Source organism: Dactylosporangium sp. NPDC000244 (assembly GCF_040300725.1).
Classification (GTDB): domain Bacteria; phylum Actinomycetota; class Actinomycetes; order Mycobacteriales; family Micromonosporaceae; genus Dactylosporangium.
Genome location: NZ_JBEPEH010000002.1, coordinates 22,359 through 48,136, shown reverse-complemented (window position 1 = coordinate 48,136; position 25,778 = coordinate 22,359). Strand labels below are relative to the sequence as shown.

Annotated in this window: 25 protein-coding genes and 1 riboswitch; of the genes, 19 read left to right on the top strand and 6 right to left on the bottom strand. The window is 73.3% G+C overall.

Features of this window, described 5'->3' with window-relative positions; all coding sequences use genetic code 11:
- Position 1: 1 nt before the first annotated feature.
- Positions 2 to 718, top strand: a complete 717-nt coding sequence (locus ABT369_RS02740; protein ID WP_350609946.1) for a phosphatase PAP2 family protein — start codon at positions 2 to 4, stop codon at positions 716 to 718.
- On the opposite strand, the gene nagA is transcribed toward ABT369_RS02740, so the two are convergent.
- Complete coding sequence (gene nagA, locus ABT369_RS02735) at positions 682 to 1,794, bottom strand: N-acetylglucosamine-6-phosphate deacetylase (RefSeq protein WP_350609945.1); 1,113 nt, start codon at positions 1,792 to 1,794, stop codon at positions 682 to 684. The genes ABT369_RS02740 and nagA overlap by 37 nt on opposite strands.
- The gene (locus ABT369_RS02730; protein WP_350609944.1) at positions 1,791 to 2,732 is read right to left on the bottom strand and encodes an ROK family protein; all 942 of its coding nucleotides are present in this window, start codon (positions 2,730 to 2,732) and stop codon (positions 1,791 to 1,793) included. The genes nagA and ABT369_RS02730 overlap by 4 nt, the downstream gene beginning before the upstream one ends.
- Positions 2,733 to 2,918: 186 nt before the next feature.
- On the opposite strand from ABT369_RS02730, the gene ABT369_RS02725 reads away from it, so the two are divergent.
- From ABT369_RS02725 to ABT369_RS02710, 4 genes are read left to right on the top strand one after another with little or no spacing between them, the layout of a single operon-like run.
- On the top strand, positions 2,919 to 3,704 hold the full coding sequence (locus ABT369_RS02725; RefSeq protein ID WP_350609943.1) for a DeoR/GlpR family DNA-binding transcription regulator: 786 nt from the start codon (positions 2,919 to 2,921) through the stop codon (positions 3,702 to 3,704).
- A 49-nt stretch (positions 3,705 to 3,753) separates the two neighbouring features.
- On the top strand, positions 3,754 to 4,239 hold the full coding sequence (locus tag ABT369_RS02720; RefSeq protein WP_350609942.1) for a SigE family RNA polymerase sigma factor: 486 nt from the start codon (positions 3,754 to 3,756) through the stop codon (positions 4,237 to 4,239).
- Entirely contained in the window at positions 4,236 to 5,174 is a 939-nt protein-coding gene (locus ABT369_RS02715; RefSeq protein ID WP_350609941.1) for a hypothetical protein, read from the top strand. The genes ABT369_RS02720 and ABT369_RS02715 overlap by 4 nt, the downstream gene beginning before the upstream one ends.
- 28 nt (positions 5,175 to 5,202) lie before the next feature.
- Positions 5,203 to 5,577 (top strand): DUF3263 domain-containing protein, encoded by a 375-nt coding sequence (locus tag ABT369_RS02710; RefSeq protein ID WP_497979256.1) that lies wholly within the window; start codon positions 5,203 to 5,205, stop codon positions 5,575 to 5,577.
- Between the two features lie 18 nt (positions 5,578 to 5,595).
- Here ABT369_RS02710 and ABT369_RS02705 read toward each other — a convergent pair whose 3' ends face one another.
- Positions 5,596 to 7,860 (bottom strand): AAA family ATPase, encoded by a 2,265-nt coding sequence (locus ABT369_RS02705; protein WP_350609939.1) that lies wholly within the window; start codon positions 7,858 to 7,860, stop codon positions 5,596 to 5,598.
- A 77-nt stretch (positions 7,861 to 7,937) separates the two neighbouring features.
- Here ABT369_RS02705 and ABT369_RS02700 point away from each other — a divergent pair, with 77 nt between their 5' ends.
- The 5 genes from ABT369_RS02700 to ABT369_RS02680 all read left to right on the top strand — a co-directional run bounded on the left by ABT369_RS02700 (position 7,938) and on the right by ABT369_RS02680 (position 13,490).
- The gene (locus tag ABT369_RS02700; protein ID WP_350609938.1) at positions 7,938 to 10,637 is read left to right on the top strand and encodes an alpha/beta fold hydrolase; all 2,700 of its coding nucleotides are present in this window, start codon (positions 7,938 to 7,940) and stop codon (positions 10,635 to 10,637) included.
- Positions 10,638 to 10,722: 85 nt separating this feature from the next.
- A complete protein-coding gene (locus tag ABT369_RS02695) occupies positions 10,723 to 11,598 on the top strand; it encodes an ABC transporter permease (protein WP_350609937.1) in 876 nt (291 codons plus the stop codon).
- Positions 11,599 to 11,641: 43 nt separating this feature from the next.
- The gene (locus ABT369_RS02690; RefSeq protein WP_350609936.1) at positions 11,642 to 12,127 is read left to right on the top strand and encodes a hypothetical protein; all 486 of its coding nucleotides are present in this window, start codon (positions 11,642 to 11,644) and stop codon (positions 12,125 to 12,127) included.
- Between the two features lie 17 nt (positions 12,128 to 12,144).
- Positions 12,145 to 12,609: a hypothetical protein gene (locus tag ABT369_RS02685; protein ID WP_350609935.1), complete on the top strand. Its 465-nt coding sequence runs from the start codon at positions 12,145 to 12,147 to the stop codon at positions 12,607 to 12,609.
- Positions 12,600 to 13,490, top strand: coding sequence for a hypothetical protein (locus tag ABT369_RS02680; RefSeq protein ID WP_350609934.1), 891 nt, complete (start codon positions 12,600 to 12,602; stop codon positions 13,488 to 13,490). Before ABT369_RS02685 ends, ABT369_RS02680 begins: the two co-directional genes overlap by 10 nt.
- Here ABT369_RS02680 and ABT369_RS02675 read toward each other — a convergent pair.
- Complete coding sequence (locus tag ABT369_RS02675; RefSeq protein WP_350609933.1) at positions 13,478 to 14,395, bottom strand: glucosyl-3-phosphoglycerate synthase; 918 nt, start codon at positions 14,393 to 14,395, stop codon at positions 13,478 to 13,480. The genes ABT369_RS02680 and ABT369_RS02675 overlap by 13 nt on opposite strands.
- A gap of 97 nt (positions 14,396 to 14,492) precedes the next feature.
- Positions 14,493 to 14,631: riboswitch (SAM riboswitch) on the top strand.
- Between the two features lie 13 nt (positions 14,632 to 14,644).
- Here ABT369_RS02675 and thrC point away from each other — a divergent pair.
- The 4 genes from thrC to ABT369_RS02655 all read left to right on the top strand — a co-directional run bounded on the left by thrC (position 14,645) and on the right by ABT369_RS02655 (position 19,458).
- Positions 14,645 to 15,913, top strand: a complete 1,269-nt coding sequence (thrC, locus tag ABT369_RS02670; protein WP_350609932.1) for a threonine synthase — start codon at positions 14,645 to 14,647, stop codon at positions 15,911 to 15,913.
- A 306-nt stretch (positions 15,914 to 16,219) separates the two neighbouring features.
- Positions 16,220 to 17,224, top strand: a complete 1,005-nt coding sequence (locus ABT369_RS02665) for a GNAT family N-acetyltransferase (RefSeq protein WP_350609931.1) — start codon at positions 16,220 to 16,222, stop codon at positions 17,222 to 17,224.
- A 77-nt stretch (positions 17,225 to 17,301) separates the two neighbouring features.
- A complete protein-coding gene (gene paaN, locus ABT369_RS02660; RefSeq protein WP_350609930.1) occupies positions 17,302 to 18,975 on the top strand; it encodes a phenylacetic acid degradation protein PaaN in 1,674 nt (557 codons plus the stop codon).
- Between the two features lie 279 nt (positions 18,976 to 19,254).
- The gene (locus ABT369_RS02655; RefSeq protein ID WP_190251253.1) at positions 19,255 to 19,458 is read left to right on the top strand and encodes a cold-shock protein; all 204 of its coding nucleotides are present in this window, start codon (positions 19,255 to 19,257) and stop codon (positions 19,456 to 19,458) included.
- Between the two features lie 123 nt (positions 19,459 to 19,581).
- On the opposite strand, the gene ABT369_RS02650 is transcribed toward ABT369_RS02655, so the two are convergent.
- Together ABT369_RS02650 and ABT369_RS02645 are read right to left on the bottom strand one after the other, a co-directional pair.
- Positions 19,582 to 20,397 (bottom strand): AfsR/SARP family transcriptional regulator, encoded by an 816-nt coding sequence (locus ABT369_RS02650; protein WP_350609929.1) that lies wholly within the window; start codon positions 20,395 to 20,397, stop codon positions 19,582 to 19,584.
- A 213-nt stretch (positions 20,398 to 20,610) separates the two neighbouring features.
- Positions 20,611 to 21,798 (bottom strand): nucleotide disphospho-sugar-binding domain-containing protein, encoded by a 1,188-nt coding sequence (locus tag ABT369_RS02645; protein ID WP_350609928.1) that lies wholly within the window; start codon positions 21,796 to 21,798, stop codon positions 20,611 to 20,613.
- 322 nt (positions 21,799 to 22,120) lie between these two features.
- Here ABT369_RS02645 and ABT369_RS02640 point away from each other — a divergent pair, with 322 nt between their 5' ends.
- Genes ABT369_RS02640 through ABT369_RS57895 form a run of 5 tightly spaced genes read left to right on the top strand, consistent with a single transcriptional unit; the run spans position 22,121 to position 25,771 of the window.
- Positions 22,121 to 22,549: a cupin domain-containing protein gene (locus ABT369_RS02640; RefSeq protein ID WP_502891698.1), complete on the top strand. Its 429-nt coding sequence runs from the start codon at positions 22,121 to 22,123 to the stop codon at positions 22,547 to 22,549.
- The gene (locus ABT369_RS02635; RefSeq protein WP_350609926.1) at positions 22,546 to 23,817 is read left to right on the top strand and encodes a beta-ketoacyl-[acyl-carrier-protein] synthase family protein; all 1,272 of its coding nucleotides are present in this window, start codon (positions 22,546 to 22,548) and stop codon (positions 23,815 to 23,817) included. Before ABT369_RS02640 ends, ABT369_RS02635 begins: the two co-directional genes overlap by 4 nt.
- Before the next feature lie 11 nt (positions 23,818 to 23,828).
- On the top strand, positions 23,829 to 25,046 hold the full coding sequence (locus ABT369_RS02630) for a ketosynthase chain-length factor (protein ID WP_350609925.1): 1,218 nt from the start codon (positions 23,829 to 23,831) through the stop codon (positions 25,044 to 25,046).
- Positions 25,047 to 25,069: 23 nt separating this feature from the next.
- Positions 25,070 to 25,321 carry an acyl carrier protein gene (locus ABT369_RS57900; protein ID WP_502891687.1) on the top strand — a complete coding sequence of 84 codons (252 nt, stop codon included), beginning with the start codon at positions 25,070 to 25,072 and terminating at the stop codon, positions 25,319 to 25,321.
- A gap of 3 nt (positions 25,322 to 25,324) precedes the next feature.
- On the top strand, positions 25,325 to 25,771 hold the full coding sequence (locus ABT369_RS57895; RefSeq protein ID WP_502891686.1) for an SRPBCC family protein: 447 nt from the start codon (positions 25,325 to 25,327) through the stop codon (positions 25,769 to 25,771).
- Positions 25,772 to 25,778: the final 7 nt, after the last annotated feature.

Here is a 25,778-nt window from a genome sequence, read left to right as displayed (position 1 = left end):
CGTGCGCATCGAGCTTCGACCCGTCCGTCCCGCCGGCTGGTGGCTCGACGCGCTGCTGCTCGCGGGCTTCGCGCTCATCACGATCCTGCTCGCGGCGAAGACCCCGCTGCTGGGTCTGGATCTCGCCGTGCGCGACTTCGTCGACGCGCACCGGCCCCGGTGGTTCTACCTCGTGCTGCGCGGGGGCAACCTGCTCGGCCAGGGCGGGGCCGTCCTGACGCCGCTGGTCGCGATCGTCGCCTTCTTCATGAGCCGGGCCCGGCACACGGTCCGCCCGTTCCTACCGCTCATCGGGGCCGAGCTGATCACCTACGTGACCATCGGTCCGGTGAAGCTGTGGACGGACCGCACCGCGCCGAGCAACCACGAGCTCAGCCATCCCGAGTGGCTCTTCCGGATCGACTCGGGCATGTCCTATCCGTCGGGCCACGTCATCAACACCATCGTGTTCTACGGCGTGCTTGCCACCCTGCTCACCGGCGTGCTGTGCCCGGGGTTCGTGACCGCGATCCGCTACGTGGTCCCGCTGGTGGTGCTGTTCACCACGACGTACCTGAGCTTCCACTGGGTCACCGACGGGCTCGCCGCGCTCATGCTCGGCGTGCTCCTCGACCGGATCCTGCGGCGGGTGCCGTGGGACGCGATCCCCCTGGGTGTGTTCAAGAGTTGGTCCGGCCCGTTCTACGACACCCAGGAGCCGGCGCGCATCACGCGCTGAACGTTGAGCTCCGCGTCGAGCAGCACCAGATCCGCGGCGGCGCCCTCGCGCAGCTCGCCGGTGGCGTCCAGGCCGATCGCCCGGGCGGGCGTGCCCGAGGCCATCCGCGAGGCGTGCACCAGCGACAGCCCCGCGCCCACGGCCCGGCGGAACGCGCGGTCCATGGTCAGGGTGCTCCCGGCGATCGCCCCGTCGCGGGTCAGCCGGGCCACGCCCTCGGCGACGTCGACGCTCTGCCCGCCGAGGTCGTAGGTGCCGTCGGGCATGCCGGCCGCGGCCATGGCGTCGGTGATGAGCGCCGCGCGGGCCGGGCCGGTGACCGAGGCGGCAAAAGCCAGAGTGCCGTCGTGCAGGTGGATGCCGTCGGCGACGAACTCGCAGACCACGCCGGCCGCGCCGAGCAGGGCGAAGACCGGGCCGGGCTGGCGGTGGTGCGGCGGGCGCATGCCGTTGAACACGTGCGTGCCGACCGTCGCGCCCGCCTCGACACCGGCGAGCGTCTCCTCGTAGGTGGCGTCGGTGTGCCCGATCGCGGCGACGACCCCGCGCTCGACCAGCAGGCGGATCGCATCCAGGGCGCCGGGGAGCTCGGGGGCGACCGTCACCAGCCGTACCGCACCCTCACCCGCGTCGATGAGCGACTTGAGCTCGCCGAGGTCCGGGTGGCGCAGGTGGGCCGGGTTCTGGGCGCCGCAGCGGGCCTGGGACAGGTACGGGCCCTCGAAGTGGACGCCGGCGATCGGGCCCTCGGCCGCGAGCGGGGCGAACGCCCTGGTGGCGCTCATCATCAGCTCCGGCGACGAGGTGACGAGGCTGGCGAGCATCGTGGTGGTGCCGTGGCCGAGGTGGTACGCGGCCGCCTTGCGCGCCTCGTCCGCGTCGCCGGTGGTGAAGGTCGCGCCCCCGCCGCCGTGCACGTGGATGTCGACGAACCCGGGCACGACCACGGCGGCATCCGTTGCCTGGCCGGAGGGCGACGCGCCGACCTCGGCGATCCGTGAGCCCTCGACGCGGACGAAACCGTTGTCGATGACGCGGTCGCCCGCGACGACCCGGACCCCGGATACCACAGTCATGCGGTGCTCTCCTTCATGTGCAGGTGGTCGAGCGCGATCAGGGCCGCGCCCAGGCAGCCGGCCTCGTCGCCGAGCGCCGCGCGGGTGATCTCGGGCTCGCGGTGGAACGTCACCCGCGCGTGCACGCCGGCCCGCAGCGGTGCGAGCAGGGCCTCGCCGGCCTCGGCCAGGCCGCCGCCGAGCACGATCACCGCCGGGTCGAACAGCGCGATGCCGGTCATGAGCCCGTCGGCGAGGGCGTCGATCGTCTCGCGCCACACCTCGACCGCGGTCGCCTCACCCTCGGCGGCCAGGCGCGCGACCTCCTCGGCGGTGGCGGTGCGGCCGGCCTGCTCGGAGTAGCGCCGGCCGACCGCCGACGCCGAGGCGATCGCCTCCAGGCAGCCGCGCTGGCCGCAGCCGCACTCCGGGCCGCCCGGGCGCACCACGATGTGGCCGATCTCGCCGCCGGCGCCGTGCCCGCCCGTGTAGACCTGGCCGTGCACCACGTTGGCCGCGGCGATCCCGGTGCCGATCGGGATGACGAGCACGTAGTCGCGGCCCCGCCCGGCGCCCAGCCGCGCCTCGGCCAGCCCACCGGCCCGCACGTCGTGGCCGAGGGCCGCGGGCAGCCCGAGGCGGGATTCCAGCAGGGCCTGCAGCGGTACGTCCCGGAAGCCGACGTTCGCCGCCCAGACCGCGATGCCGTTGACCTCGTCGATGACCCCGGGCACCACCAGCCCGGCGCCGACCGGCTCCAGCCCCTTGGCCCGCGCGGTCGCGGCGAGCCCCTCGGCGATGTCCAGGATGGTCGCGATGACGGCCTCGCCGCCGCGCTCGGCCCCGGTCGGGTGGCGCTCGGCGTGCTGCACCGTGTGCAGCGCGTCGCCGTCGGCGCCGACGAGCGCGCACTTGATGCCGGTGCCCCCGACGTCCAGAGCGATCACGGTCTGCGTCATGTGCGGCTCTGTCCTCGCCCCATCGTTACTGTGAACAAACCTTCCGGTTGGCGCATCATCGCGCACCGGCCGTCGGGCTGGCAACTGTCGCCCATCCGTTGGTTCGAGCAGTTGCCTTTGCGTTTACCGGCCGTTTCGCGCATTATTGTGCACACATCTCGCACCGTACGCGCAGGGAGGGGCCGCGTGGACCGTTACGCGCGCTGGAACGCGCTCCTCGAGATCCTCACGGACAGCGGCCGGATCAGCGTGGAGGACGCCGCCGAGCGCCTCGACGTGTCCCAGGCCACCATCCGGCGCGACTTCGATCAGCTCGCGCAGCAGCAGATGATCACGCGTACCCGGGGCGGGGCCGTCGCCAACGGGGTGTCGTACGACCTGCCCCTGCGGTACAAGACGGCCAAGCACGCCCCGGAGAAGCAGCGCATCGGCGCGGCCGCGGCGGCCCTGGTCTCGCCGGGCATGGTGGTCGCGCTCAACGGCGGCACCACCACGACCGAGGTCGCCCGCGCGCTCGCGGTGCGCCCGGAGCTGACCGGCGGCGTGGACGACGCCCAGCTCACGGTGGTCACCAACGCGCTCAACATCGCCAACGAGCTGCTCGTGCGCTCGCGGATGAAGATCGTGGTCACCGGCGGCGTGGTCCGCCCGCAGTCCTTCGAGCTCGTCGGCCCGCTCGGCGGCAACATCCTGCGCGACGTCACGCTGGACATCGCGCTGCTCGGCGTCGACGCGCTCGACGTGACCCTCGGCGCCGCGGCCCACCACGAGGGCGAGGCGGCGATGAACAGCCTCATGGTCGCCCGCGCCCGCCGGGTCGTGATCATCGCGGACAGCTCGAAGCTCGGCGGGCACGCCTTCGCGCGCATCTGCCCGATCGACCGCATCGACACCCTGGTCACCGACTCCAACGCGACCGACGCCACGCTGGGCGCCTTCCGCGAGGCCGGCGTGAAGATCGTCACCGCCTGACTCCACATTTCCCGGCTCCACCCGCGTCAGAGGGGCGAAGGGGGCGCCGGTGGAATTCGAGGAGTTTCTCAGTGCACGGCTGGCCGCGCTGCTGCGGTACGCCACCGTGCTCGCGTGCGATCCGCATCTCGCGGAGGACATCGTGCAGGAGGTGCTGTCCCGCGCGCAGACCCGCTGGGCGCGGATCAGCGCCGCCGACGTGCCCGAGGCGTACGTCAAACGCATGATCGTCAACGAGCTCGCCTCGTGGCGCCGCCGCCGTGCGGCCCGGGTCGTGCCCATGTCCCTGTCCGCGCTGGACACCGTCGGCGCCCCGCTGGAAGACCCGGCGACCGCCGTCGACGAGCGCGACGCCATGATCCGCCGCCTGGCCGCGCTGCCGGTGCGCCAGCGGATCGTCATCGCCCTGCGCTACTACGAGGGCCTGTCGGACCCGGAGATCGCCGACCTGATCGGCTGCCGCCCGGCGACCGTCCGCAGCCACGCCGCCCGCGGCCTCGCCACCCTGCGCGAATATTCGAGGAGCACGACGTGACCGACGAACCGCTCATCCACGCCGCCTTCGAGGCCATCGCCGCGACCGCGCCGCCGCCCGAGCGGGTGCGCGCCCGGATCGCGGCCCGGGCCCGGGTCCACCGCCAGCGCCGCACGCTCCTGGTCGGCGCGGGTGCCCTCGGCGGCGCCGCGGCCGCGACCGCCGTGGGCGTGCCGCTGCTGGCCCGCTCCGGCTCCGGCGTTCCGGCCGGTCCCGCCGCCCCCTCGGTGGCGGCCGGCACCCCGTTCCGCTTCGGCCCCGGCTGGCTGCCCGACGGGGTCTCCGAGCAGTATCGCCAGGTCACCGTCATGCCCTCGGACGCGGCGTTCTTCGGCTCGCGGCGCAGCTGGCTGCCGCCCGGCGTCGCCTACCCGGAGGACCACTCGCCGGCGCCCGGCATCACCCTGACCATCGGCGAGCGGTTCGGCGACGCCGACGCCGGCGAGCCGGTCACCCTGGGCCAGGCCCGCGGCCGTCTCGCGGTGACGGACATGGCCACGGTGTCGTGGGAGCACGAGGGAACGCCGATCCGGGTCACGGCGTATCAGCTGCCGAACCAGGCCGACCTCGCCGTGCGCGTCGCCCGCTCCCTGACCCGCAGCGCGTCCACGCTCCCGCTCAACCTGACCGTCGGCTTCCCCGCCCGCTTCGGCGGCCGGCTGACGCTGGCCGTGCACCCGCGCCCCGGCGGCTGGCTGACCTCGGTCACCTCGGAGACGCTCGACCGCACCCGGTCCGCCATGGTGGTCGCCTCGACGGGAGAGGCCCCGAAGCACACGTATGCCCAGTTCGGCCGCCCCGGAGGCATCACGCTGTGGGTTCCGGACGAGCAGGATCCCAGCGCCAACTTCACCCGGGACGAGGTGGACCAGGCCCTGATGGACCTGGCGTTCAAGGCCCCGGACCTGAGCTGGGTCGGCGGCCGCGTTGCGTAGCGGGTGATCGAGGCCCTCACCCGATAGGGTGGTCGGCGTGGGTGAGGTGCGGAGGTTGCGGCGCGACGACGTCGCCGCTGCCCGCGTGCCCGCGCAACCGTCCACAGAGGACATCGACGACTTCCTCGACGGCGACGAGCCGGCCCCGGCGCCGGACATCGCGGTCGCCGAGGAGCCGGCCGAGCTCGACGAGCGCGGCAAGGGGATCCTGGCGTTCGAGAAGCGGTGGTGGCGGCAGGCGGGCGCCAAGGAGCAGGCCATCCGGGACACCTTCGGCCTCAGCGCGACCCGCTACTACCAGCTGCTCAACGGCCTGCTGGACAACCCGCTGGCGCTGGCCCACGACCCGATCGTGGTCCAGCGCCTGCGCCGCCTGCGAGCCTCGCGCGCCCGCCGCCGCTGAGCCGGCCGCGCCGGCCGCTCAGCGGGCCCGCTGCTGCTCCGCGTAGTTGGCCAGCCACTCCACCTGCGTCGGGTCGAGCGACGGCCGCACGCGCGAGCGGGCCAGCTCCACGTGCGCCGCCGTCACCTCGGTCGCGTCCAGGGACTCGCGCATCGCGGCCAGGGCCGACTCCCGCACCAGCGCCGCGCAGTCCGCGGCCGAGAAGCGGTCCAGCGATGCGGCCAGGGCGGCGAGGTCCACGTCCGGCGCGAGCGGCACCGACTTGGCCGCCGCGCGCAGGATCTCGGCGCGCGCGTCGGCGTCCGGCGGCGGCACGAAGACCAGGCGCTCCAGGCGGCCCGGGCGCAGCAGGGCCGGGTCGACCAGGTCGGGGCGGTTCGTGGCGCCGATGACCACGACGTTGCGCAGCGACTCGACGCCGTCGAGCTCGGTGAGCAGGGCCGCGACCACGCGGTCGGTCGTGCCGCCGTCGGTCGCCTGGCCACGGGTCGGGGCCAGGGCGTCCACCTCGTCGAGGAAGACGAGGGTCGGGGCGGCCTCGCGGGCCCGGCGGAACAGCTCGCGGACCGCCCGCTCCGACTCGCCGACCCACTTCGAGAGCAGCTCGGCGCCCTTCACCGAGAGCACGTTGGCCTTGCCGGTGCCCGCGATCGCCTTGACCAGGAAGGTCTTGCCGCAGCCGGGCGGGCCGTAGAGCAGCACCCCGCGCGGGGGCTCGACGCCGAGGCGGGAGAAGGCGTCGGGGTAGGACAGCGGCCACAGCACCGACTCGGTCAGCGTCTGCTTCACGTCCACCATGTCGCCGACGTCGTCCAGGGTCACCTTGGCCAGCTCGAGCGAGCTCTCGGCCATCGACGTCGGCCGGACCACCTCCAGGGCGGCCTCGAAGTCGGCCATCACGACCTTCGGGGTCTCGGCCTCGCGGCGATGGCGCAGCGCAGCGCGTACACCCGCCTCCCGGGCCAGCGCGGCGAGGTCCGCGGCCACGAAGCCGGGCGTGCGGGAGGCGACGTCGTCGAGCTTCACGTCGTCGTCCAGCGGCATGCCGCGGGTGAGCACCGCGAGCTGCTCGCGGCGCAGGGCGGCGTCGGGCAGCGGCAGCGAGATCTCGTGGGCCAGCAGCTCCGGGGAGTGCAGAGCCGGGTCGACCGACTCGGGGCGGCTGGTGGTGCACACGACCGCCTCGCCCTCGCGGATCAGCTCGCCGAGCAGCTGGCGGAAGACGGTGGACAGCGGGCCGGGCTGGTCGCGCGGGGCGAGCGCGTCGACGTCGGAAACAAGAAGAATCGCCGGACGATGCTCGCCGTCTGCGCCACGCATCTCGTCGGCCGCCTTGCGCAGGCGCGCGGCCGCGTCGTTGTTGGTCAGGGCGGCGATCTCGGGCGCCCACAGCGCCACCACCTGGGCCTCGACCTGGGCCGCGACCGCGTGCACGAGCGCGGACTTGCCCGAGCCGGCCGGGCCGGTGACCAGCACGCCGAGCGAGACGGTGGTGCCGAGCTTGGCCAGCACCTCGCCGTGGTGGAAGCCGAGGTCGAGCAGCTCGATGAGCTGTTCGCCCTGGGCGCGCAGGCCCGGCAGGTCGTCGAGGGTCGGCGCCGGGCCGGCCGGGGTCACGGTCGGCGTGGCCGGGGCCGGGGCGGAGCTGGGCGTGGCCATCACGCCGCCCGGGGCGTGTGTCGCATGGCCATGCAGCCAGCCGACCGCGGTGTCCATGGTGACCAGCGCGGCGCCGGCCGGCTCGGCCGCCTCGACGCTCAGCAGCGCGCTGGTGAACGCGTAGCCGACGGTGTTGGACAGGCTGCGCCGGGCCGCCTCGACGAGACCGCGGTCGACCATGTGGACCGCCGGCGCCGACACCGACAGGGTGCCCAGCGAGACGTCCTGGGGCAGCAGCGACACGTTGTCGCCCACCGTGACGACCTTGCCCAGCAGCGCCAGGCGCAGCATCTCCGGCGACACGACCGCCATGATCTCGGACGGCCCGGACAGCGTGACCGTTCCGGCCGCGCGCAGCGGGGCGGTCGCGACGGTGACCTGGCCGCCGTCGCGCAGGCCGAGGTTGCCCAGCAGCAGGTCGTCGGCGTAGAGCAGGGCGCGGCTGGCCCCCGGCTCGGCCACCGCGACGATCCCGGCCGAGGTTCGCCGCCCGGTGAGCGTGACCGGGTCGCCGGGGCGCAGCCCGAGCGCCGTGAGCACCTCCGGGTGCAGGCGCACGACCCCGCGGCGGGCGTCGAGCGCGGCCGGGCGCAGGCTGGCAGTCAGGGTCAAGGTCGCCGACACGCGTTCGAGCGTAGCTGTTGCTGTGAAGGGGCTGAGTCTTTCCACTTTCCGCAACATCCGGTGCGTACGTTTGGTCAATGCGATTTCGTCTCCCGAGCCTCAGCCGGCGCCAGATCATCGCCGGCGCCGTCGGGATCGTGCTGGTCGCGGGGCTGGTGGGGTGGGCCGCGGCCCCCGCGCCGAAGAGCTACCGCACCACCGACCAGATGCTTACGGTCCGCACCGGGCCCGGCGACACCGACGAGGTCACCCTCGACTCGACGCTCTACCTGCCCAAGTCCGCGAGCTCGGCGGCCCCGGTGCCGGCGATCCTGCTCGCGCACGGCTTCGGCGGCACGAAGCAGAGCGTGAAGAGCGACGCCGAGTTGTACGCCGAGCAGGGCTACGCCGTCCTGGCCTGGACGGCCCAGGGCTTCGGCCGCTCGACCGGCGAGATCCACCTCGACAGCCCCGACTGGGAGGTGAAGGACGCCCAGCGGCTCATCGACTGGCTCGCCGCGCGGCCCGACATCGCCAAGTCCGGCAACGACCCCAAGGTGGCCGCGGTCGGCGGCTCCTACGGCGGGGCGCTGGCGCTGATGCTGGGCGCCCAGGACACCCGGGTCGACGCCATCGTGCCGATGATCACGTGGAACGACCTGGTCAACGTGTTCCTGCCCGGCGGGGTGTTCAAGAAGCAGTGGGCCGGGCAGTTCTTCGGCGCCTCCGAGAACCCGGGAAACCCGCAGTGCGGGCGCTTCGCGGCCGACGTCTGCCGGGCCTACCTCGACATCGCCACGACCGGGAAGGCCACCCCGGCCGCGGAGGCCCTGCTGCGCAAGTCCTCGCCGTCGTCGGTGCTGGAGAAGATCAAGGCGCCGACGCTGCTGGTCCAGGGGCAGGTCGACACGCTGTTCCCGCTCAGCGAGGGCGACGCGAACGCGCGCGGCATCGCGGCCACGGGCACCCCGGTGCGGGTCGCGTGGTTCACCGGCGGCCACGACGGCGGCACCGGCCCGCAGTCCGAGGTCGACCGGCTGAAGCTGCTCACCGGGCAGTGGCTCGACCACTACGTGAAGGGCAACGGCAAGGCGCCGGAGAACAGCTTCACCTACTCGCGCGTCTCCGGCCTCAACGCCCAGGGCCGCGGCCTGGTCACCGCCGCCTCGAAGGTGGACACCTACCCGGGCATCACCGGCGCGGGGACCACGGTGGACCTGAGCGGGCCGGCCCAGCCGATCGCCAACCCGCCGGACGGCAACCCGGCGGGGATCTCGTCGCTGCCGCTGGCCGGACTGTCGAGCCTGCTCGGCTCCAGCGGCCTGGCCTCGGGCGTCTCGCGGGAGATCCCTGGCCAGCACGCCGACTTCGTCTCGGCCCCGCTGGGCGCCGCGCTCGACACCGCCGGCGCGCCGCGGGTCAAGATCCGCGCGGCGTCCCCGACCGGCGAGGCGACGCTGTTCGTGAAGCTCTACGACCTGCCGTCCAAGGGCACCCCGTCGATCCCGGACGGGCTGATCGCCCCGATCAAGCTGACGGGCCTGCCGAAGGACATCGCGGATGCGGTACCGATCACCGTCATCCTCCCCGCCGTCGTGCACCGCTTCGAGGCCGGCAGCCGGGTCGGGATCACCGTGGCGACCGCCGACACCGCCTACTGGTCGCCGCCGGAGCCGGTCGTCTACACCGTCGCGGTCGACGGGGCGATCACCCTGCCCGCCGCCGCCGGGACGCCGATCGCGAACCCGGACGTCATCTGGCGGTACGTCCTGGCCGCCCTCGTCGCCGCGATCGCCCTCGCGCTCGTGATCGCGCTGCTGGTGGCCCGCGGCCGGGCCCGGCGCATCGATCGCAGCGTCGACACCGAGCACGTGGACACGCCGCTCGTGGTGCGGGGCCTGCGCAAGGAGTACAAGGACTTCGTCGCCGTCTCCAAGGTGGACTTCACCGTCCACAGGGGACAGGTCGTCGGTCTGCTGGGGCCGAACGGGGCCGGCAAGACCACCTCGCTGCGCGTGCTCATGGGCCTGACCCGGCCCACAGCCGGCGAGATCCTGGTCTTCGGGCACCGGCTGCTGCCCGGCTCGCCGGTGCTGTCCCGGGTCGGCGCGCTCGTCGAGGGGCCGGGCTTCCTGCCCCACCTGACCGGGGCGCAGAACCTGGAGCTGTACTGGCGCGCCACCGGCCGGCCCGCGGCGGACGCGCACTTCGAGGAGGCGTACGACATCGCCGGGCTCGGCAACGCGGTGCACCGGCGGGTGAAGACGTACAGCCACGGCATGCGCCAGCGCCTCGCGATCGCCCAGGCCATGCTCGGCCTGCCGGAGCTGCTGGTGCTCGACGAGCCGACGGACGGGCTCGACCCGCCGCAGATCGCCGAGATGCGCAAGGTGCTGCGCCGCTACGCCACCGGCGGCCGGGCCGTGCTGGTCTCCAGCCACCTGCTCGCCGAGGTGGAGCAGACCTGCACCGACGTGGTGGTCATGCACCGGGGCGAGGTGGTCGCGGCCGGGCCGGTCGAGGACATCGTGGGCGACTCGCCGACGGTGCAGCTGGACGTCTCCGACGTCGACGAGGCCGAGAAGGTGCTGGGCGAGGTGGCCGGGGTGCGCTCGGTGGCCTGGTCCGGTGGGCGCGGGCTGGTCATCGACATCGACGGCACGCCGCGGGCCGAGGTCGTCGCGGCGCTCGTGCGGGCCGGGGTCGGCATCGACCGGGTCACGCCGCGGCGGCGGCTGGAGGATGCGTTCCTGTCCCTGGTGGGCGGGGACACCAAGGCGAGCGGGGAGCGGGAATGAGCGGTACGGAGCGAAGCGGAGTGGCCGCTCGTCAGCAGCACAGGTTCAGCTCAGGCCGGCGCCGGAGCGAAGCGGAGGTGTCGGCATGAGCACCACGGAGGTTGTCGGGGGCGCGGCCGGGTATCGGCCGGGCGCGACCCTCTCGCTGTGGACGGAGATCCGCCGGCAGGGCTCGCGGCGGCGCACCCAGCTCGCGCTGGGCTTCATGGTGCTGCTCCCGCTGATCATCCTGACCGCGTTCCAGCTCGACAGCGGCAACTCGAACGACAACGGCGGCGGGGGCGGCGAGTTCTCCCGCCTGTCCGACCTGGCCACGAGCGGCGGGCCGAACTTCACCCTCTTCACCCTGCTCGTCTCGGCCGGCTTCCTGCTCGTCGTCGTGGTGGCGCTCTTCCACGGCGACACCGTGGCGTCCGAGGCGAGCTGGGGGAGTCTGCGGTACCTCCTGGCGATGCCGGTCCCGCGCTCCCGCCTGCTGGGCATCAAGCTCGCCGTGTCGATGCTCTACAGCCTCGCGGCGATCCTGATCCTGGTGGCGACGGCGCTCGCCGCGGGCACCCTGCGCTACGGCTGGGCGCCACTGAGCGCACCGATCGGCGGCGAGATCGCGGCCGGGACGAGCATCGTGCGGCTGATGGAGATCGTGGCGTACCTCTGCGTCACCCTGCTCGTCGTCGCCTCCCTCGCGTTCCTGCTCTCGGTGTCGACCGACGCCCCGCTCGGCGCCGTCGGCGGGGCGGTGCTCCTGCAGATCCTGTCGAACATCCTCGACCAGATCACCGCGCTGGGAAACCTGCGCACCGTGCTGCCGACGCACTACGCCGACGCCTGGCTGGGCCTGCTGTCGAGCCCGATGCAGACCGACGACCTGGTCAAGGGCGCGATCGCGTCCCTGGTCTACGCCACCGTCTTCTTCTCATTGGCCTGGTGGCGCTTCCTGCGCAAGGACGTCGTGAGCTGACCAGCATTGGACGGGCCCCTACCGGCGGGTAGGGTGCCCGTCCATGCGGATCTCCGCCTTAGCCGGCGCATGTGCCCTGGCCGTGGGGCTCGCCGCCCTCGCGGCCGGGCTGTACTACGACCAGACCCACCTCTACGAGTGGACCCACTTCGCCCAGAGCTCGAACCTGACCCGGGGCCCGGTGGAGGCGCAGACCGCGAAGATCTTCACGCTCATCGGCGCGATCGCGAGCGCGTTCGGCGCCACAATAGCCGCGGGCAGCACGGTCATGGCCCGCCTCGGCGGCCGCACCGGCCGGTGGATGCTGCGGCTCGTCTCGGTCCTGCTGCTGGTGCTGATGCTCCTGGTCGCGGTCGTGCTGGTGGTCGCCTCCATCTCCGGCGAGCCGCCGGTCGCGATCATCGAGACGCCGTGGTGGCTGCTGACCGCCGAGTGGGCCGCCCTCGGCGTCGCCATCGTGGGCGCCGGCACCGCGACCGCCCAGCTGTGGCGCTTCGTGCCCGCGACGGACGACGCCCGGGCCGCCTGAGCCTTATCGTCGTCGCCGTGAGGCTGATGCTCGCCGTCATCGCCGCCGTCTGCGCGGAGCTGATCGCCCTGGCGCTGTTCCTGCCCGGCTTCATGCACCAGGTCTCCGCGAGCCAGGCGATCGCCGATCGGATCGACCCGAACCGGTCGATGACCAACACGGTGGCCGAGAGCGAGCTCTCCCTGGGCGGCACGTTCATGATCCTGGTGCTCGGCGGGCTCGGCCTGGCCACGATGGCCGCCCTCCTCGGCTACGTCACCGGCCGCGGCCGCGCCCTCGCCCGGCTGCGCGCCCTGGTGGCGACCGCGGCCGGGGTCGTCGTGTGGTACCTGCCGAACTGGTACGGCGTCGTCCCGCCGCCCGAGCCCGAGTGGCGCGGGCACTACTGGACCCTGGTGGCCGCGCTGCTCACCGGCATCGTCGCGCTGGTCGTGCTGGGCCGCCCCCGCGAGCGGCACGGGCTGGAGGAGTCGTGGGCGTGATGCTCGCGGTCGCCGTGGCGGTGCTGGCCGAGGTGGCCGGGCTGGTCGTGGCCGCGCTCGGGTTCGCGGCCGAGCCGTGGCGCCCGGGCGGGGCGGTGCTGGGCTGGGCGCTCGCGGGCCTGGCGGCGCTCACGCTCGCGGCGCTGCTGCAGTACCTCATCGGCCGCCCGGCCTCCCTGCACCGCCTGCGGGCGCTGGTCGCGCTCGGGCTCGGGCTCGCCGCCGGCGACCTGCCCGCCTGGGCGCCCGCCGGGCTGGTGGTCGCGGCCCTGGCCGGGGCCGCCGGGCTCGCGGTGCTGCGGCTGCCCCGCGACCGGCACGGGCTGGACGAGGACTACCGGCCGGAGTCGCTGGGGTGGCTCCAGCCGCGCCCGGGCGCGCTCGCCCGGCGGCGGGTCGCCGTCTCGGCCGGAACCGGGGCCGCGATCGCGCTGCCGGTCGCCGCGCTGCACGCGGCCGCGGGGGCGGTGCTCGGGCCGTCCGGGCTCGCCGACGGCTGGTCGATCGCGGTCCCGCTGGTGCTGTTCGGGGGCGCGCTCGCGGTGGCGACGGCGGCGTACCTCGACGGTCCGGTGGCCGCGCGCCTCGCGGTGCGGCTGGTGGTCGCGGCCGGCGCCGGGGCCGGGCTCGCGCTCGGCGCCCTGGTCACGGGCGGCCCGGGACCGGCGACGGCGGGCGTCTCGGTGCTGGTCACCGCCGGGCTGGCGGCGTTGCTGCTCGGCCCCGACCCGCGCCGGGCGGAAGCCGCAGCAGAGGCGGAAGCCGCGGACGAAGCGGAAGCCGCGGAAGAAGCGGCAGAAGCGGAAGCCGCGGCAGAAGCCGGGGAAGCAGAAGAAGCCGGGGAAGCAGAAGGAGCGCGGGACGAGGCTCAGGCGGTGTAGCCGGGGACGGTCACCATCGGGGGGCGGTCGGGGTGGGCGACGGCCGTCTCGTGCGGTACCACCGCCGAATCCCGCCGCTCGAACTGCGTCAACGTCGGCCAGAGGGAGTGGCTCGGCGACACGCGGGCGTTGATCGTCTGCAGGATCGTCGCCGCCATGCGGCCCAGCGCGGCCGTGTCCTGGTGGCCGTGGGTGCGCTGGCCCAGGTCGACCTGGGCGACCGCGTCGAGCCCGTGCGCGCGCCAGGCGTCGATGAGCAGGCCGGTCTCCACGCCGTAGCCGGCCGCGAACGGCAGCGACTCGAGCAGGGTGCGGCGGGCCGCGTACTCGCCGGCGAGCGGCTGCACGACCCCGGCCAGCTCCGGGAAGTGCGCGTTGAGCAGCGGGCGGGCGGCCAGCTCGGTGACCCGGCCGCCGCCGGCCGCGGAGACGTCGAGCAGGGGCCGGTCGTAGAACGCCTTCACCATCAGGGTCGCCGGGTCGGCCAGCAGCGGGCCCAGCAGCCCGGTCACGAAGTGGGGCCGGAAGTCGGTGAGGTCGGCGTCGACGTACACCAGGATGTCGCCCTTGGTGACGGCGAGCGCCTTCCACAGCACCTCGCCCTTGCCCGGCCGCGAGCCGGTCGCCGGGAGGATGTCGTCGCGGTGGTGCACGGTGGCGCCCGCGGCCGCGGCGACCTCGGCGGTGCGGTCCACCGAGCCGGAGTCGACCACGATCAGCTCGTCGACCAGGGGGCCGAGGCTGCGCACCCCGGTGACGATCTCCCCGACCGTGGGCTCCTCGTCGAGCGCGGGCAGCACCACGCTGACCCGGGTGTCACCCTTCGCCGCGAGCACCTCGTCGGCCGGCCAGTCGGGCCAGCGGGAGGTGCGCCGCGTGAACCAGTCCGCCGCCGCAGGGTGCATGCCTGAAACGCTAGCCCGGCCCAGCTCGTGAGATGACTCATACCCGGGGGCCGGTGGTGCCCCTTACACTCGGGTACAGCTGCACCCACAACTCAATACCTCATCCAGAGGGGCAGAGGGATACGGCCCGATGAAGCCCCGGCAACCCCTGCGACGTGTGCTCGAAGACGAGGCTTGTCGCGGTAGGTGCCAAATCCGTCCCGGTGCACGCCCGTGCGCTTTGGGAAAGATGAGAGGAAGGCCTCTGCCATGACCTCGACGCTCAGCGTCTTCACCGACTCGCCCGCCCGCAACCTGGTCTGCCGCGGGTGCGGGGCGACGTTCCCGCTCGCCGCGCAGCACGCGTGTTACGAGTGTTTCGGCCCGCTCGAGGTCGGCTACGACGCGGCGGCGCTGGCCAAGGTGACCCGCGAGCAGATCGAGGCGGGGCCGAAGAACATCTGGCGCTACGCGCCGCTGCTGCCCGTCGGGCTGGACCCCGAAACCCGCGTGACCCTGGACCCGGGCCTGACGCCGCTGGTGCGGGCCGACGGGCTGGGCCGGGAGCTCGGGTTCACCGCGCCGCTCTACGTCAAGGACGACTCCGCCAACCCGACGCACTCGTTCAAGGACCGCGTCGTGTCCGTGGCACTGACCGCGGCGAAGGCGCTGGGCTTCACGCGCTACTCCTGCGCCTCCACCGGCAACCTCGCCAACAGCGTCGCCGCGCACGCCGCGCGGGCCGGCGTCCCCTCGACCGTGTTCATCCCGGCCGATCTGGAGCCCGGCAAGGTCGTCATGACGGCCGTGTACGGCGGCGAGGTCGTCGCCATCGAGGGCTCCTACGACGAGGTCAACCGCCTGTGCTCGGAGCTCACCGAGACCGACGAGTTCGAGAACACCGCGTTCGTCAACGTCAACGTGCGGCCCTTCTACGCCGAGGGCTCCAAGACGCTCGGCTACGAGGTGGCCGAGCAGCTCGGCTGGCGCATCCCGGCCCAGGTGGTCATCCCGATGGCCAGCGGCGAGCTGCTCACGAAGATCGACAAGGCGTTCGCCGAGCTCGTCGAGATCGGGCTCGTCCCGCCGACCGAGTGGAAGGTGTTCGGCGCCCAGTCGGCCGGCTGCAACCCGATCGCGAAGGCGCTGCACGACGGCACCGACGAGATCACCCCGGTGAAGCCGACCGGCATCGCCAAGTCCCTCAACATCGGCGACCCGGCCGCCGGGGTCTACGCGCTGGAGTCCGTGCGGCGCACCGGCGGATGGATGGAGTACGTCGGCGACGACGAGATCCGCGAGGGCATCCAGCTGCTCGCCCGGACCGCCGGCGTCTACGCCGAGACGGCCGGCGGGGTCACCACCGCGGTGCTCAAGAAGCTCGTCGAGTCCGGCAAGCTCGACCCGAACGCGGAGACGGTCATCTTCAACACCGGCGACGGCCTCAAGACCCTCGATGCGGTCGCCGACCGGGCCGTTCCCACGCACCGGGTCAAGCCGTCGCTGAAGTCGGCCCGCGAGGCCGGTCTGCTCGGATGATTTTTTCGCTCCCGCGATCACGGTCCGTTGATCTGCAGAGAGCGCTTCCACACTTGGACGAGGGGTGCCTCGTCCAAGTGGGGGAGATGATCGATACCGAGCGTAGTCGTTGCTGCGCGGAATGTCGGATGGGTGACTTGACGCCCTAGGTCCCGGGGTTCAGGATGCTCGGTGCGGGAGGACGTGTCGCCGCGAGATCCCTGGATCCGCGACCACAGCACCGGAGGTGCTGGCGAGCGTCCTCCCGACCATTTCCGGGGATAAATGGATTGCCGGGAGCCGCCGCTCGGCGACACCCTGAGGCCCATGACCCCGCACACGCTCGAGATCGTCGAGGTGCGCGCCGATGACCCGGCGGCCGTCGACGCGGCGTTCGAGATCGTCGGTGAGTCGGTCCACGCGGACCGGCCCGATCTGCCGCCGGAATGCCGGTATCAGTACGACATGCAGTGGCGCGTCCCGCCGCCCCGAGAATTCCGCCACCGCTTCCTGGCCCGGCAGGGCGGCGAGCCGGTCGGTGCCGTCCAGCTCGACCTGCCCCGCCACGAGAACCTCGACAAGGCCCACGTCGACATCCACGTCCGCCCGGCCCACCGGCGGCGGGGCGTCGGCCGGGCCCTCTTCGCGCACGCGGCCGCCGTCGCCCGCGCCGACGGCCGCACGCGGGTGCTCGGCTTCGGCCCGGCCGAACCCGCCGGGTTCGCCGAGTCGTGCGGCATGACGAACGGCCTGCTCGACGCCCGCCGCCGGCTGCTGCTCGCCGACGCCGACGAGGCCGCGCTCGACCGGCTCTACGCGGAGGGCCGGGCGAGGGCCGCCGGCTACCGCCTCGTGCACTGGGGCGACGCGCTGCCGGAGGAGCACGTCGAGGACCTCGCCGCACTGGACAGCTCGTTCGTGACCGAGACCCCGATGGGTGAGCTCGACTACGAGCCCGAGCGGGTCGACGCGGAGCGGCTGCGCACCCAGCACGCCGCGTTTGTGGCCTGGGGCTCGCGGCGCTACGAGGCCGGGCTCGTCCACGAGGCGAGCGGCCGCCTGGTGGCCTGGACCGCGATCAGGGTCGCCCGGACCGTCGACTGGCACGCCTGGCAGCTCATCACCCTCGTGCACCCCGCGCACCGCGGCCGCCGGCTCGGCATCGTGGCCAAGGTCGCCAACCTGCGGGCGATGCGCGCGGCCGAGCCGGCGGTGACCACGATCGACACGTTCAACGCGGCCGACAACTCGTACATGATCGCGATCAACGAGGCGATGGGCTTCCGCCTCGTCGACCACTGGGCCAACTGGCAGGGTCCGATCCGGGACTGAGGTTGCCGGCCGGGGGAACCGTCGCGGGAACTCGTCAGATGGTCGGCGGGCCCGCTCCGCGGTGGCAGGATGGCGCCATGGAGAACTCACACCCCATGTTCGCCAGCCACGCCGACACGCTGGAGCGGGCGCTGACCGCGATCGCCGAGCGTGCGTACTGGTCAAACTATCCCGAGTCGCCCAGCCCGCGCGTCTACGGCGAGCACGCCGCCGCCGACGGCGAGGCGGCGTACAAGGCCTACCTCGGCGCCGACTTCCCCCTCAAGGATCAGCCCGGCATCACCGACTGGGTCGCGACCGAGGCCTCGCCCTTCGGCATCGCGCTCGACGTGCGCTACCCCCACCTCGACCTCGACACCGCGTTCGCCGCGCTCGCCGAGGGCATGCCCGCCTGGCGCGCGGCCGGCCCGCAGGCCCGCACCGGCGTGTGCCTGGAGATCCTGGCGCGCCTGCACAAGGCCGCGTTCGAGCTCGCCAACGCCGTGCACGCCACCACCGGGCAGGCCTTCGTCATGGCCTTCCAGGCCGGCGCGCCGCACGCGTTCGACCGGGCCCTCGAGGCGGTCGCCTACGCCTACCGCGAGATGACGCGCACCCCGGCCACGGCCGACTGGCAGAAGCCCGCGGGCAAGGGCCAGACGCTGCACATGTCCAAGACCTTCCATGTCGTACCGCGCGGCGCCGCCCTGGTCGTCGGCTGCAACACGTTCCCGACCTGGAACTCGTACCCGGGCTTCTTCGCGTCCCTGGCCACGGGCAACCCGGTGATCGTCAAGCCGCACCCGGGGGCCGTCCTGCCGCTGGCGATCACCGTGAAGATCGCCCGCGAGACGCTCGCCGACGCCGGCTTCGACCCCAACCTCGTGCTGCTGGCCGCCGAGGCGCCCGGCGAGGGGCTCGCGAAGACGCTGGCCCTGCGGCCCGAGGTGCGCATCATCGACTTCACCGGCTCGACCGAGTTCGGCGACTGGCTGGAGGCCAACGCCCGCCAGGCCGTGGTCTACACCGAGAAGGCCGGCGTGAACACCATCGTGGTCGACTCGACCGACGATTTCGCCGGAATGTGCCGCAACATCGGGTTCTCGTTGGTGCTGTACTCCGGGCAGATGTGCACCACTCCGCAGAACATTCTCGTGCCCGCCGCCGGCATCGCGACGAACGAGGGGCACAAGAGTCTCGACGAGGTCGCCCAGGGCATTGCCGGCGCCGTCTCGGCGCTCACCGCGGAGCCCGCGAAGGGCGTGGAACTTACCGGCGCAATCGTGAACGAGGGCGTTCTGGAAAGGCTCCAGAAAGCCGCGACGGTCGGCGACGCGGTGCTCGAATCATCAGACGTTTCACACCCGGCCTATGCGTCGGCGACGGTCCGTACACCGCTCATCCGGAAACTCGGCGCGGGTGATGCGGATACTTATGGCTCGGAGTGGTTCGGCCCCATTTCCTTCGTTGTCGCCACCGATTCCACGGCGGGCAGTTTGCGGATCTTCGCGGACACCGTCGGGAAGAAGGGCGCATTGACCGCTTCGGTGTATTCGACGTCGCCGGAGGTCCTCGACGACGTGGAAGAGGCCGCACTACTTGCAGGTGTGCATTTGTCAGTCAACCTTACGGGCGGCGTCTTCGTGAACCAGTCGGCCGCGTTTTCCGACTTCCACGCCAGCGGCGCCAATCCCGCCGCCAATGCCGCGCTCACCGACGGTGCCTACGTCGCGAGCCGCTTCCGTGTAGTTCAGTCACGCCGTCACGTGTAGCGCCGAAAGTCAGTAACACGTAGTCGCCGGGCGATGCTTGACTCTGCAAGGGAAAAATTGCGAGAAGGCATGCTCGGCGACCTTTTCCGGCTGTTTGATTCGTGACCTTGCTGTCCGATTTGGGCCTGTCGGCGCCTCGGCTACTCCTGTACCGTGCGGTTCGGTCGTCGTTCCTCTCGCTGGAGCCACCCCCGGTCCCGGCGGCTGTGGTCGAAGACCGCGGCCCGGTTTCCCACAGCCGGCCGGGAGGCAGAAGGTCTGAAGTAGAGGAAGTGCACCGTGGCACAGGGCACCGTCAAGTGGTTCAACAGCGAGAAGGGCTACGGGTTCATCGCGGTCGACGGGGGGCAGGACGTCTTCGTCCACTTCTCCGCGATTCAGATGGACGGCTACAAGTCGCTGGAGGACGGACAGCGCGTCGAGTTCGAGATCGCGCAGGGTCAGAAGGGTCCGCAGGCCGAAGGGGTCCGGCTCCTCGCCTGACCCAGACTCCGAAATACCGCGCCGGGGCACCGTCCTCATTTGTTGAGGAACGGTGCCCTGCGCCCTTTCTCCGGCATGCACGTCAATGCCCGAATTTTCGCCAATCGCGCCGCTCGCGCCGTTTCACCACGACGAGGCGGCCTGGTAGGCGGGGGTCGCCACCGGGTTCAGCGGCCCGGACTCGCCGGTGAGGATGGCGTGCTGCAGCCGCGTGAGCCAGTCGGCCGGCTCGAGGCCGAGCTCGCGCACCATCGAGGCGCGCAGCCGGCGGAAGAGGTCCAGCGCCTCCGCGCGCCGGCCCGCCGTGTAGAGGGCCACCATGAGCTGGCCGTGGAACCGTTCGTGGGTCGGGTGCTCGGCGGCGAGGCCGGTCAGCTCGCTGATCAGCATCGCGTGCCGCCCCAGCCGCAGGTTGGCCTCGATGCGCAGCTCGCGCACCCGCAGCACCTGCTCGGCCAGGCGGGCCACGTGCACCCTGAGCAGCGGCCCGGCCTGCACGTCGGCGAGCGCCGGTCCGCGCGAGCGCTCGAGCGCGGCGCGGAACTGCATCGCCGCGATGTGGAACTGGTTGTGCTGCATGGCCTCGACGCCGGCCTCGGAGAGCCGCTCGAAGTCGTGCAGGTCGAGCTGGCCGTGGCCGAGCCGGAACTGGTAGCCGACGGGCGCGGTGAGCAGGACGTGCTTGCCGGAGGGCCGGCCGCCCTCCGGTGCCGCGGCGTCCAGCATGCGCCGGATGCGCAGCACGTAGGTCTGCAGCGTGTTCACCGCGCTGGCCGGTGGCTCGTCGTCCCAGAGCTCGCGGATGAGCTCCGAGATCTTCACCGGGCGGTTGCCCTGCAGGAGGAGCGCCGCGAGTACCTTGCGTTGCTTTGCCGCTCGCGGTGTCAGGTCTTTCCCGTTGTGCTCGACCTCCAGAGGGCCCAGGACGCGAAAATGCACGTGTACTCCCCGTAAGTTGGTGCGCTTTCAACAATGTCAGCAAATTGACATTTCTCTATTGTAAGACGTGGGTCGCACCTCCGTGAATTTCTGGCCGTGATCGCTCGCGCCCGCGTGGTTTCGCCGCGCTCCAGGCCCGTTCAGCAGGGATTTTGTCGGCCCGAAAAGTTGCGGCGCGAACAATTGTGCCGCGTAACATTGTCATGCATGGATCTATTGAAGGTTTGACGGAAATCGCCCGGCGATCTCGTGGGGGTCCGGCGCGGCGGCGTTCTCGGCCGCCACGGACTTGGCCGCGCGCCGGTGCGCCGGGTCGGTCAGCACCGCCTCGCACGCCTCCCGCAGCTCGGCGTCGGAGGCCTCGTGCGGCGGCAGCGACCGGGCCGCCCCGACGGCCGAGAAGCGCTCGGCGTTGCCGAACTGGTCGGCGAAGTGCGGCAGGATCACCTGCGGCACGCCCGCGGCCATCGCCGTCATCGCGGTGCCCGAGCCGCCGTGGTGCACGATCATCGAGCACCCCGCGAGGGCCTGGGCCAGCGGCAACCGGCCCGCCCGCACCCCGTCCGGCAGCGGGCCGAGCGACGCGCGGTGCCGGTCGGGAACCGCGATGCACACCTGAGCGCCGAGCCCCGACAGCTGCTCGAGCAGCCGGCGCCACAGCGGCTCGGCCCGCTCGTCGCGGGGCAGGATCGTGCCCAGGGTGAGCAGCACGCGCGGGCGGGCCGGCGGCTCCAGCAGCCAGGGCTCGACGACCGCGGTGCCGTTGAACGGCACGTAGCGCATCCGCAGCCCGCCGTCCACGCCCGGGTACTGCACGCTGCCCGGGCACACGTCCAGCGTCCGCGCGGGCTCGGCCCAGCCGCCGCCCCCGGCCGCGAGCGCCTCGACCGCGTTCGCGGCCAGCTCCGGCCGCAGCGGCAGGCCCCACTGATGGCGCACCCAGGGCCGCCCGGCCGCGGCCGCCGCCGACGGGCCCGCGAACTCGGCCGGCTCGGCGATGACCAGGTCCGGCCGCCACCGCTCGACCAGCGCCCGGGTGCCGGCGAGGGCCCGCACCGCGAGCTCGCCGAAGCGCCTGCCGGTGCGCGCCGCCATCTCCCCGGGCGACGGCGGCCCGGCCCGGTCGGCGCCCGACGGTGAGCCCGGTGGCGGGCCCGACGGTGAGCCCGGCGGGGGGCCCGATGGTGAGCCCGGTGGCGGGCCCGGCGGCCGCAGCCACCCGACCAGGTCGACCTCGTCCGCGACGGCCGCGGCCGGCAGCCCGGTGGCGGTGACCGCGGGCACGAAGTCCGCGCTCGTCGCCATCAGCACCGAGTGCCCGGCGGCGCGAAACGCCCAGCCGAGCGGCACCAGCGGATACAGGTGCGCCTCCGCCGCGGCCAACGTGAAAAGGACCCTCATTGATGCCTCCTCGCGATGTTCACCTCTGTGAATATGCAGAACCGGACTGGAGCCGAACTGGAGCGGCTCGACACCCTCCTAGCGATTTGCCGGATGCGTGACGAACGCCACTGCCTGCCTGGGAGTTGCCTTCGAACAGGCTGGTCGAGCGGCGGCGCCGGCGACGGGCGCGCGGGGCGGGCCGCGGCCGTGCGGGCGGCGTTCAAGTTCGCCGCGAGGGCCGGTCCAGAAGGCGCTGGAACGATCGCTCGTGTCTGCCGGCCGGCCGTTGCGAGGTTCACCGCCGGTCGCCCGGGTGCTGAGACCCAGCAGGGGGAGATCAATCGTGAAGCACACACCACCGGCAATCCGCTTGTCCGACGCGACCCCGAACCGCCGCCGCGGCGGTGACCTGCGGGTGCTGCTCGGCCCGGCCACCGTCGGCGCCACCTCGGGCTTCATGGGCGCGCTGACGCTCCGGCCGGGTGAGTTCGTCTCGGAGCACTACCACCCGTACTCGGAGGAGTTCCTCTTCGTCGTCCGCGGCGACGTCACCGTGCGCCTGGACGGGGAGCCCGTGCCGCTCGGACCGGACGAGTCCGTCTTCGTGCCGAAGGAGGTGCGGCACCGGGTGGAGAACCGCGGTACGACGGACGCGTTCGTGGTCTTCCACCTCGGACCGCTCGCGCCGCGCCCGGAGCTGGGCCACGTCGACACCGAGCCGCAGCCGAACCCCGGGGAGGCCCCGATGCGGCTGGCGCCGGCCGAATGAGCGGGCGCGAGGTGGTCGTCACCGGGATCGGCGTGGTCGCGCCCGGTGGCGTCGGGCGCAAGGCCTTCTGGGACCTGCTCACCGCCGGCCGCACCGCGACCCGCGCGATCTCGCTGTTCGACGCGACCGGCTTCCGCTCGCGCATCGCCGCCGAGGTCGACTTCGACCCGCTCGCCCACGGGCTGAACCCCGAGCAGGCGCGCACCCTCGACCGGGCGGCCCAGTTCGCCCTCGTCGCGGCCCGCGAGGCGCTCGGCGACAGCGGCGTGGAGTTCGGCCGGGTGCCGCCCGAGCGCGTCGGGGTGAGCCTCGGCAGCGCGGTCGGCTGCACCATCAAGCTCGAGGACCACTACGTCGAGGTCAGCGACGGCGGCAAGCACTGGCGGGTCGACCCGGCCAGCGCGGTCGCGCCGCTCTACGACTACCTGGTGCCGAGCTCCATGGCGCGCGAGGTGGCGTGGCTGGCCGGGGCCGAGGGCCCGGTCTCGCTCACCTCCACCGGGTGCACCTCCGGCCTGGACGCGGTCGGGCACGGCTTCCGGCTGGTGCAGGAGGGCGCGGCCGACATCGTGCTGGCCGGCGCGACCGACGCGCCGATCTCGCCGATCACGGTCGCGTGCTTCGACGCCATCCGGGCCACCTCGCCGGACAACGCCGACCCGGAGCACGCTTCCCGGCCGTTCGACCGCACCCGCAACGGGTTCGTGCTCGGTGAGGGGGCGGCCGTGCTGGTGCTGGAGGAGGCCGGGGCGGCGCGGCGGCGGGGCGCGCACGTGTACGGCCGGATCGCGGGCTTCGCCGGGCGCAGCAACGCGTTCCACATGACCGGCCTCAAGCCCGACGGCCGCGAGATGGCCGAGGCGATCCGGCAGGCGCTCCGCGAGGCCCGCCTCGACCCCGAGGCGGTGGACTACATCAACGCCCACGGGTCCGGCACCAAGCAGAACGACCGCCACGAGACCGCGGCGTTCAAGGACAGCCTCGGCGCGCACGCCTACCGCACCCCGGTCAGCTCGATCAAGTCCATGGTCGGGCACTCCCTCGGCGCGATCGGCTCCATCGAGCTGGCCGCGTGCGCGCTGGCGATCGACCGCAACGTCGTGCCGCCGACCGCGAACCTGCACCACGCCGACCCCGAGTGCGACCTGGACTACGTGCCGCTCACCGCGCGCGAGCGGCGCGTCGACACGGTGCTCAGCGTCGGCAGCGGCTTCGGCGGCTTCCAGACCGCCGTGGTGCTCACCTCGGACCGGGCGGTGGCGGCATGAACGCTGACGGCATGAACGCTGACGACGCGGTCTTCACGGGCCTCGGGATCGTGGCCCCGAACGGGATCGGCCACGAGGACTACTGGGCGGCGACGCTGGCCGGCCGCGACGGGATCACGGCCATCACCCGCTTCGACCCGGACGGGTTCCCGGTGCGCGTCGCCGGGCAGGTCGAGGCGTTCAGCGCCGAGGAGCGGGTGCCGGGCCGGCTGGCGGTGCAGACCGACCGCTGGACGCACCTGGCCTTCGGCGGCGCCGACCTGGCGCTGCTCGACGCCGGGGCCGAGCTCGCCGGCCGGCCCGAGTACGAGCTCGCCGTCATCACCGCCGGCTCGTCCGGCGGCAACGAGTTCGGCCAGCGGGAGATCCAGAAGCTGTGGGGCCAGGGGCCGCAGTTCGTCGGGGTGTACCAGTCGATCGCCTGGTTCTACGCCGCGACCACCGGCCAGCTGTCCATCCGGCACGGCCTGCGGGGCCCGTGCGGGGTGCGGGTGACCGAGCAGGCGGGCGGGCTCGACGCGATCGCCGACGCCCGCCGGGCCGTGCGCACCGGCTCGCGGCTGGTGCTCACGGGCGGCACCGAGGCGCCGCTCTCGCCGTACGCGCTGGTCTGCCAGGGCGCGAGCGGGCTGCTCAGCGGCGACGGGCACTACCGGCCCTTCGACGCCGCGGCGGCCGGATACGTGCCGGGCGAGGGCGGCGCGATCCTGGTCGTCGAGTCGGCCGCGGGCGCCGCCGAGCGCGGCGCGCGCGTCTACGGCCGGGTCGCCGGCTACGCCGCCACCTTCGACCCGCCCCCGGGCGGCGCACCCGGACGGCCGGGCCGCCCGCCGGGGCTGCGCCGGGCGATCGAGCTGGCCCTGGCCGACGCCGGCCTCGAGCCGGGCGACATCGGCGTGGTCTTCGCCGACGGGCACGGCGCGCCCGAGCCCGACCGGCTGGAGGCCGAGGCGCTGCGGGTGGTCTTCGGCCCGGGCGGGGTGCCGGTGACGGCGCCCAAGTCCATGACCGGGCGGCTGTACGCGGGCGGCTCCGCCCTCGACACCGCGACGGCGCTGCTGGCCCTGCGGGACCAGGTGATCCCGCCGACCACCGGCACCGCCGCGCCCGCGCCGGAGTACGAGATCGACCTTGTCCTCGGCGTCCCTCGCCCGGCCCCCCTGCGCCACGCGCTCGTGCTGGCCCGCGGCTTCGGCGGGTTCAACGCGGCGCTGGTGCTGTCGCTGTAACGAACGACGAAAGGAGACGGACCATGTCCGAGTTCACTGTGGACGACCTGCGACAGGTCGTGCGGGAGGTGGCCGGCGCCGATGCGGGCGTCGACGTCGAGGGCGCCGCGCCGGGCGCCACCTACGAGGAGATCGGGCTCGACTCGCTCGCGGTGCTGGAGATCGCCGCCCGGCTGGCCCAGCGCACGGGCCGGGAGATCCCCGAGGGCCTGGTGGAGAAGGAGACCACGCTGCAGGACACCGTGGCCCTGCTGCGCGCCCGATCGGCGGCCTGAGCCGTGGCCGGGCACACGGAGAACGAGATCGTCATCGACGCGCCCATGGACCTCGTCTGGCAACTGACCAACGACGTGCCGGGCTGGCCGGAGCTGTTCAGCGAGTACGCCTCGGCCGAGGTGCTGGCCCGCGAGGGCGAGACCGTCCGCTTCCGGCTCACCATGCACCCGGACGAGGAGGGCCGGGTCTGGAGCTGGGTTTCGGAGCGTACCCCGGACGCGGCGACCCGCACGGTCAGCGCGCACCGGGTGGAGACCGGGCCGTTCGAGTACATGCGGATCCACTGGGACTACACCGAGGTCCCGGGCGGGGTCCGGATGCGGTGGGTGCAGGACTTCGCGATGAAGCCCACGGCCCCCGTCGACGACGCCGGCATGACCGCGCGGATCAACCGCACCAGCGCCGTGCAGATGGGCCGGATCAAATCGCTGGTCGAAGCGGCACGCTGAAAGTGAG

Bases quoted from the DNA above. Each gene is read 5' to 3' on its own strand.
- nagA (WP_350609945.1), bottom strand. From the start codon at position 1,794: ATGACTGTGGTATCCGGGGTCCGGGTCGTCGCGGGCGACCGCGTCATC.
- ABT369_RS02730 (WP_350609944.1), bottom strand. From the start codon at position 2,732: ATGACGCAGACCGTGATCGCTCTGGACGTCGGGGGCACCGGCATCAAG.
- ABT369_RS02700 (WP_350609938.1), top strand. From the start codon at position 7,938: ATGCGATTTCGTCTCCCGAGCCTCAGCCGGCGCCAGATCATCGCCGGC.
- ABT369_RS02695 (WP_350609937.1), top strand. From the start codon at position 10,723: ATGAGCACCACGGAGGTTGTCGGGGGCGCGGCCGGGTATCGGCCGGGC.
- ABT369_RS02690 (WP_350609936.1), top strand. From the start codon at position 11,642: ATGCGGATCTCCGCCTTAGCCGGCGCATGTGCCCTGGCCGTGGGGCTC.
- ABT369_RS02675 (WP_350609933.1), bottom strand. From the start codon at position 14,395: ATGCACCCTGCGGCGGCGGACTGGTTCACGCGGCGCACCTCCCGCTGG.
- thrC (WP_350609932.1), top strand. From the start codon at position 14,645: ATGACCTCGACGCTCAGCGTCTTCACCGACTCGCCCGCCCGCAACCTG.
- ABT369_RS02665 (WP_350609931.1), top strand. From the start codon at position 16,220: ATGACCCCGCACACGCTCGAGATCGTCGAGGTGCGCGCCGATGACCCG.
- paaN (WP_350609930.1), top strand. From the start codon at position 17,302: ATGGAGAACTCACACCCCATGTTCGCCAGCCACGCCGACACGCTGGAG.
- ABT369_RS02645 (WP_350609928.1), bottom strand. From the start codon at position 21,798: ATGAGGGTCCTTTTCACGTTGGCCGCGGCGGAGGCGCACCTGTATCCG.
- ABT369_RS02635 (WP_350609926.1), top strand. From the start codon at position 22,546: ATGAGCGGGCGCGAGGTGGTCGTCACCGGGATCGGCGTGGTCGCGCCC.
- ABT369_RS02630 (WP_350609925.1), top strand. From the start codon at position 23,829: ATGAACGCTGACGACGCGGTCTTCACGGGCCTCGGGATCGTGGCCCCG.
- ABT369_RS57900 (WP_502891687.1), top strand. From the start codon at position 25,070: ATGTCCGAGTTCACTGTGGACGACCTGCGACAGGTCGTGCGGGAGGTG.